Below are 6,307 nucleotides of genomic sequence, written 5' to 3' on the forward strand. Positions count from 1 at the left end.
CCTGCTGAACAAGACCTTCGGCACCGACGCCGTCAAGCGCGGCCTCCTCGTCGGCACGGCCACCATCACCGCACAGATCAAGTAACACCCCCGCACCACGATCGGCCCGGACCACGCAGCAGCGCGGTCCGGGCCGATTCACGTCGTGGGAACCACAGCTCAGCGGGCCCGCGCTCGGTACGCCCCGGGCGCGCTCCCGCAAGCACGGGTGAAGTGCGCGTAGAAGCTCGACTGCGAGCCGAACCCCGCGGCGTGCGCGATCTCCGACGTCGTCATCGACGTGGTCGCGAGCAACCGCTGCGCTTCGGCCACTCGGCACCGAGTCAGGTACTCCCCGATCGTGGTCCCGACGTCCTGCCGGAACACCGTCATGGCGTAGTGCGGATGCAGGTGTGCCGCAGCGGCGACGTCGGCGACCTCGATCGGTTCGCGGAACCGGTCCACGACGAACCGCACCATGTCGATCACCCGGTGCATCGCGTCCGCGGTGCCGTGCCCGCCCTCCGCGCGCTGGTTCACGGCGTCGCGGTGGTGCCGCAGCAACCGGCGCACCAGGGCCTGCGCTTCGAGGTTCGCGATCACTCCGGCTCCGTCGTCCGCGAAGTCCCGTTGCCACGACGACAACATCGACTCGACGTCCCGCCCGGCCGCACCGGTCGGCACCACGACGGGACGGTTCAGCAGCATGGCACCGAGGTCGTGGTCCGGAAGCCCCCACGCCAGCACCTCGCCGAGCGGTATGTGCACCCACCGGCACTGTCCGGTCCCCGTCGCGTCACCGACGAGCTGGTGGGGTGTCCATCCCCAGAAGAGCGCGATCTCCCCCGCGTTGACGCTCACCGGCTCCCCGCCGAACCGGTAGTCGAGCCGTCCCTCGAGCACGAGGTTGATCTCGAGGTCGTCGTGCCGGTGTGAGGACGGCATCATCGGCGCCGGGCCGCGATGGCTCCAGTACGCCGCTTCCACCGTCTCCACGTCGAGCACGATGCCGAGCCTACGGCAGCGGCGTGGACGACCCGGAGTCCGATCCGAGGATCCTGGAACCCCGCCGTCCGAAGCCGGAGGCCCCGGGCCCCGGCGCTTCCTACCGTAGTCACATGACCAAGATCACCATCATCGGCGCCGGCGGCTTCGTCTTCCCCTTCCGCCTCATCGGCGACCTCGTCTCCTTCCCCGCACTGCAGGACGCGACGTTGCACCTCATGGACCTCGACGCGGGCCGGGTCGCCCGCACTGCGACCGCAGCCCGCGAACTCGTCGCCCACCACGGCCTCGGCGTCGAGGTCCTCGAGACCACCGACCGGCGCGAGGCCCTGGCGGGTGCGGACGTCGTCATCATCACGTTCCAGGTCGGCGGCGTCGAGTCGTACAAGTGGGACGTCGAGATCCCCCGCAAGTACGGCATCGACCAGGCCGTCGGCGACACCGTCGGCCCCGGCGGCGTGTTCCGGTTCCTGCGGTCGGTCCGTGCCTACGAGGACATCGCCCGCGACGCGCTCGAGCTCTGCCCGGACGCCCAGTTCATCAACTACGCGAACCCGATGGCGATGGCCACGGCGTTCCTCAACGCGAAGGGCCTGCGGACCGTCGGCCTCTGCCACAGCGTGCAGGGCACCACCCGCATGCTGGCCCGCACGCTCGGCGTGCCGTACGACGAGGTCGAGTTCGTCAGCGCCGGCATCAACCACCAGGCGTGGATCCTCGAGTTCAAGCGTCGCAACGGCGAGGACCTCTACCCGCGTCTGCGCGAGGTGATGACGGCCAAGCACCAGCGGGGCGTCGCGGCGTCCGACCTGCACGACGACGACGGCGACCACAGCGAGGCGGCTGCCGCCGCGAGCAACTACGAGGGCGGCAACGAGCAGGTCCGCACCCAGCTGATGCGCTCGTTCGGGTACTTCGAGACCGAGTCGAGCCACCACGCCAGCGAGTACGTGCCGTACTTCCGCAAGGACCCGGAGACGGTGCTCGAGTACATCCCGGAGCGCTGGGACTACTACGAGATCTGCCTGGCGCACGACGAGCAGGGCGACGTGGACACGCAGCTCGAGAAGCTCAAGGCCGACCTGACGCCGAGCGTCGAGTACGGGGCGAGCATCGTGAACGCGATCGTCACAGGGGTCCCCGCAGTCGTCTACGGCAACGTCCCGAACAGCACCGGCGTCATCCAGAACCTGCCGTCCGACGCCTGCGTCGAGGTGGCCTGCCTGGTGGACGGCAAGGGCGTGCAACCGACCTCGTTCGGCGAGCTCCCGCCCCAGCTCGCCGCGATCAACCGCACGAACACGAACGTGCAGACCCTGGCGGTGCGCGCTGCGCTGACGGGCAACGTCGAGCACGTCCACCACGCGGTCGCCCTCGACCCGCTGACGGCGGCGCACCTCACGCTCGACCGCATCGCCGAGATGACCGACGAGCTCCTGCACGCCCATGCGGCGCTGCTCCCCGAGTCGCTGCGTCCGGCGGACGCGGGCGCAGCCGCGCACACGGCCGACCGGGAGGCCCGCCCAGCGCTGGTCTGACGCCGTCGCGCCCGACGTGGGGTCGGGTCCGCAACCGCGACCCCACGTCCGGCTCGCGCCGACGCGCAGCCGCGCGCCGCGCCTCCAGTCCGTCCTGCACGGCACCACGACCTCAAAGGAGAGGACCATGCCGACCCGACCATCCCCCCAGCTCGCCAGACGGGGGTTCCTCGCACTCGCCGGTATCTCGATGGCCGGCGCCCTCGCCGCCTGCGCGGGCCAGGGAACCGCTGCCCGCGGCGGCACGAAGCACATCCGCCTGTCCACCTGGAACATCCCGACGGACATCACGAGCTACCAGGCGATCGCCGACGAGTTCGTCGCGGCGCACCCGGGCACGAGCGTCTCCGTCGAGGTCACGACCGGCCAGTTCCACCAGTGGTTCATCACGCGGCTCGCCGCCGACCTGGCGCCGGACGTCATCCGGATCACCCCGCAGCAGATCGGCCGGTACGCCGCGAACGGCAGCCTGGTCGACATCTCGGGGGCCGTCCCGGCGGACTACCGGCAGGACTACAGCGACCCGTTCTGGGCGATCGGCGCGCGGGACGACGGTGTGTACGGCGTCTTCCAGCACACCGACAACTTCATCACCTACTACAACCGCGACGTCATGGAACGGATCGGCGTCACACCGCCGGAGGCCCTGGCCGACGCGTGGACGTGGGATGCGTTCCTCGACGTCGCGAAGGAGGTCAAGCAGGTCACCGGCAAGTACGCGTTCGGGTACGGCTGGTCGTCGCCCGAGACCGCGTACCGGTGGCTGCCGCTGGTCCACCAGAACGGCGGCGCGTTCCTCGGGGAGGACGGCGCGACCCCGTCGATGGACACCCCCGAGGCGATCGACGCCCTGGCCTTCGGCCGGAAGTGGTACGCCGAAGGACTCGCGACGACCGGCAACCTCAGCAAGAGCGGCGGCGGTGACGTCTCGCGGAACCTGTTCCTGACCGGGCAGATCGGCATGATGCTCAACAACCCGGAGTCGATCGCGCAGCTCGACACCGACATGCCCGACAACTGGGGCACTGCCCCGATGATCCGCAACGTCGGCGAGGCGAGCGACCTGGGCGGCAACGCCCTGGCCGTCACGAAGTCGAGCAAGCACCCGGAGCTCGCGGCCGAGCTCGTGGCGATGATCACGTCACGGTCGAAGATGCAGCAGTTCTGCCACGACGGCAACTGGCTGCCCGCCCGGAAGTCCCTCGACGCGAAGGACATCGGGTACGCCGCGAACACCGACACGATGCAGCGGTTCATCGACCAGGGGACGACGATCCCGCTCTCGATGGTGAAGGCCGAGAGCGGCGAGTACTTCAGCTCGCTCAACGCGGTGTTCGCCGACTACCTCGACCTCTGCCTGCTCGGGCAGCTGAGCCCGAAAGAGGCCTCGAACCAGATGATGGAGGCGATGCGCAGTGTCACTGCGAACTGAGACCGCGCCGGTCCGCACGACGGCGTCCACCGCCCCTCCGACCGGCGGACTCCCCGCTGGCGACGGTGCCCGCCGAAGCCGCGGCCGCTTCGTCCCGTACGTGTTCATCGGCCCCGCGGCGCTGCTGTTCCTCGGCTTCTCGCTCATCCCGATCATCACGGCGATCGCGCTGAGCTTCCAGGACTCCAGCACCTCGCTCGGCGACGGCACCTGGGTCGGCGGGAAGAACTTCGTCGACATGGGCTCCGACCCGCTCATCGGGACGGCGCTGCGGAACACGCTCGTGTTCACGCTCGGCACCGTGCCGACCTCGATGGCGATCGGGCTCGCCCTGGCGGTTGCCCTGAACAGGCCGCTGCCCGGACGCTCGGTGTTCCGCGCCCTGTTCTTCGTGCCGATGGTCGCCGCCGGCGTCGTGGTGGGCGTCATCATGTCGTGGATCTTCAACGGCGACTACGGCGTCGTGAACAACCTGCTCGAAGCGCTCGGCATGGGCCGCGTGCCCTGGCTGACCGCTCCGGGGTGGGCGATGGCGACCCTGGTGGTCGTCGTGGTCTGGACCCGGATCGGCTTCTGCATGGTGATCTACCTCGGCGCGCTGCAGTCCGTGCCCGCCGAGCTCAAGGAGGCCGCCGCGATCGACGGCGCCTCGCGCTGGGTGCGGTTCCGGACCATCACGTGGCCGCTGCTCCGCCCGACGACGTCGATCCTGCTCATCCTGAACGTCGTGTTCTCGTTGCAGGCCTTCGACGTCATCTACGTGATGACCGGCGGTGGCCCTGGCTTCTCGACGACGGTGCTGATCCAGTACGTGTTCCGGTCCGCGTTCATCGATGCCCGGATGGGCTACGCCGCGGCGCTCGGACTGGTGCTCGTCGCGATCCTGCTCGTGTTCACGCTGCTCCGGCAGCGCGCCAACCGCAAGGCGGAGGAGATGCTCTGATGGCCGTACTCGATGTCCGCGGTCCCCGCCGCCGTCCGGCTGGAGTCCGCTCCCGGCGTCGGCCCGGTCGGTGGGTCCTCGTCGCCGGGCTCACCGCCCTGGCCATCCTGATGGTGTTCCCGCTGTACTGGATGGTCGTCTCGGCACTCACCCCCGGCGGGCAGTCGCAGAGTGGCACGTTCTCGCTGTTCCCGACCCGGCCGACGTTCGAGAACTACACGCAGGTGTTCAGCACGCAGCCGGTCTGGCGGTGGCTCGGCAACTCGGCGCTCATCACCAGCGTCGGCACCGCCTTGAGCGTCGTGGTGTCGCTGATGGCCGGGTACGCCCTCGCCAAGTTCCGCTTCGTGGGCCGAGGGCTGCTGTACTCGGCGTTCCTCGTCACGATCATGATCCCGATCCAGGTCACCCTGGTGCCGAGCTTCCTGGTGGTCGCCAAGATCGGCCTGGTCGACTCCCCCTGGGCGGTGATCCTGCCGACCGTGTTCGACGTCGTCGGGATCTTCATCGCGCGGCAGTTCATGCTCGGGGTGCCGGACGCCCTGATGGAGGCCGCTCGACTCGACGGCGCCGGGGAGTTCCAGACGTTCTTCCGGGTGGTGCTGCCCTCGTGCGGCCCCCTGGTGGGGGTGCTCGTGATCCTCGGGTTCATGACGCGGTGGAACGACTTCCTGTGGCCGCTCGTCGTCCTGCAGGGCAACGAGAACCTGACGGTGCCGGTGGCCCTGTCGACCCTGACGAACAACCAGGCGTTCAGCTCACCGTGGGGAGCCGTGATGGCGATCGCGACCGTCACGGTGCTGCCGTTGCTCGTGGTCTTCCTGGCGTTCCAGCGGCAGTTCGTGCAGGGCATCGCCTCGACCGGCATCAAGTAGGGCGCCGGGCGGTTCCGGGCCTACCACTGCAGTGGCCATGGGAAAGGAACGACGGGAGGCACGGTGCCAGCTGGCACCGTGCCTCCCGTCCGTCGTCCGCGTCAGCGGATGATCGAGATGTTGTCCGCCTGCGGACCCTTCTTGCCGGGTCCGATCTCGTACTGCACGTGGTCGTCCTGGGCCAGCGGCCGGGAGCCGGTCGCCGCGACGATGCTGGAGAAGTGTGCGAACAGGTCCTCGGACCCGTCGTCGGGGTGGATGAATCCGAACCCCTTGCTGTGGTCGAACCACTTCACGGTGCCCGTGGGCATGGCGGTCAGCACGGCGTCAGTGGATGCGCAGCTGCGCGACCATGGGGCACGCGAAGGGGTCGCGGGCGGCGAGGCCGACGCGGTTGAGGTACCGGACGACGATGCCGTACGAACGCAGCAGCGTGGTCTCCGTGTAGGGCACGTCGAGGGTGTCGCAGTGGTCCCGCACCAGCAGGCGGGCCTGCTTCAACGCCGGACGCGGCATCGACGGGAACAGGTGGTGC

The 6,307-nt window shown here is 69.4% G+C and carries 6 protein-coding genes and 1 pseudogene; 4 read left to right on the forward strand and 3 right to left on the reverse strand.

Annotated elements, in window-relative coordinates; genetic code table 11:
• Positions 1-159: 159 nt before the first annotated feature.
• Entirely contained in the window at positions 160-984 is an 825-nt protein-coding gene (locus ASF75_RS04630; protein WP_056069172.1) for a helix-turn-helix domain-containing protein, read from the reverse strand.
• A gap of 113 nt (positions 985-1,097) precedes the next feature.
• On the opposite strand from ASF75_RS04630, the gene melA reads away from it, so the two are divergent.
• From melA to ASF75_RS04650, 4 genes are all read left to right on the forward strand, one after another.
• Positions 1,098-2,522, forward strand: a complete 1,425-nt coding sequence (gene melA / locus ASF75_RS04635; protein WP_017885826.1) for an alpha-galactosidase — start codon at positions 1,098-1,100, stop codon at positions 2,520-2,522.
• Positions 2,523-2,649: 127 nt separating this feature from the next.
• Positions 2,650-3,954: an ABC transporter substrate-binding protein gene (locus tag ASF75_RS04640; protein WP_235517520.1), complete on the forward strand. Its 1,305-nt coding sequence runs from the start codon at positions 2,650-2,652 to the stop codon at positions 3,952-3,954.
• Entirely contained in the window at positions 3,938-4,897 is a 960-nt protein-coding gene (locus ASF75_RS04645; protein ID WP_056069178.1) for a carbohydrate ABC transporter permease, read from the forward strand. The genes ASF75_RS04640 and ASF75_RS04645 overlap by 17 nt, the downstream gene beginning before the upstream one ends.
• Positions 4,897-5,772, forward strand: coding sequence for a carbohydrate ABC transporter permease (locus ASF75_RS04650; protein WP_235517522.1), 876 nt, complete (start codon positions 4,897-4,899; stop codon positions 5,770-5,772). The genes ASF75_RS04645 and ASF75_RS04650 overlap by 1 nt, the downstream gene beginning before the upstream one ends.
• 101 nt (positions 5,773-5,873) lie before the next feature.
• On the opposite strand, the gene ASF75_RS04655 is transcribed toward ASF75_RS04650, so the two are convergent.
• Together ASF75_RS04655 and ASF75_RS04660 are read right to left on the reverse strand one after the other, a co-directional pair.
• Positions 5,874-6,083 (reverse strand): cold-shock protein, encoded by a 210-nt coding sequence (locus ASF75_RS04655; protein WP_042540496.1) that lies wholly within the window; start codon positions 6,081-6,083, stop codon positions 5,874-5,876.
• Positions 6,084-6,099: 16 nt separating this feature from the next.
• Positions 6,100-6,307: pseudogene (locus tag ASF75_RS04660) on the reverse strand (acyl-CoA desaturase); the annotation flags it as partial.

Origin of the sequence: Curtobacterium sp. Leaf154 (assembly GCF_001424595.1) — a bacterium.
Taxonomy (GTDB): Bacteria; Actinomycetota; Actinomycetes; order Actinomycetales; family Microbacteriaceae; genus Curtobacterium; species Curtobacterium poinsettiae.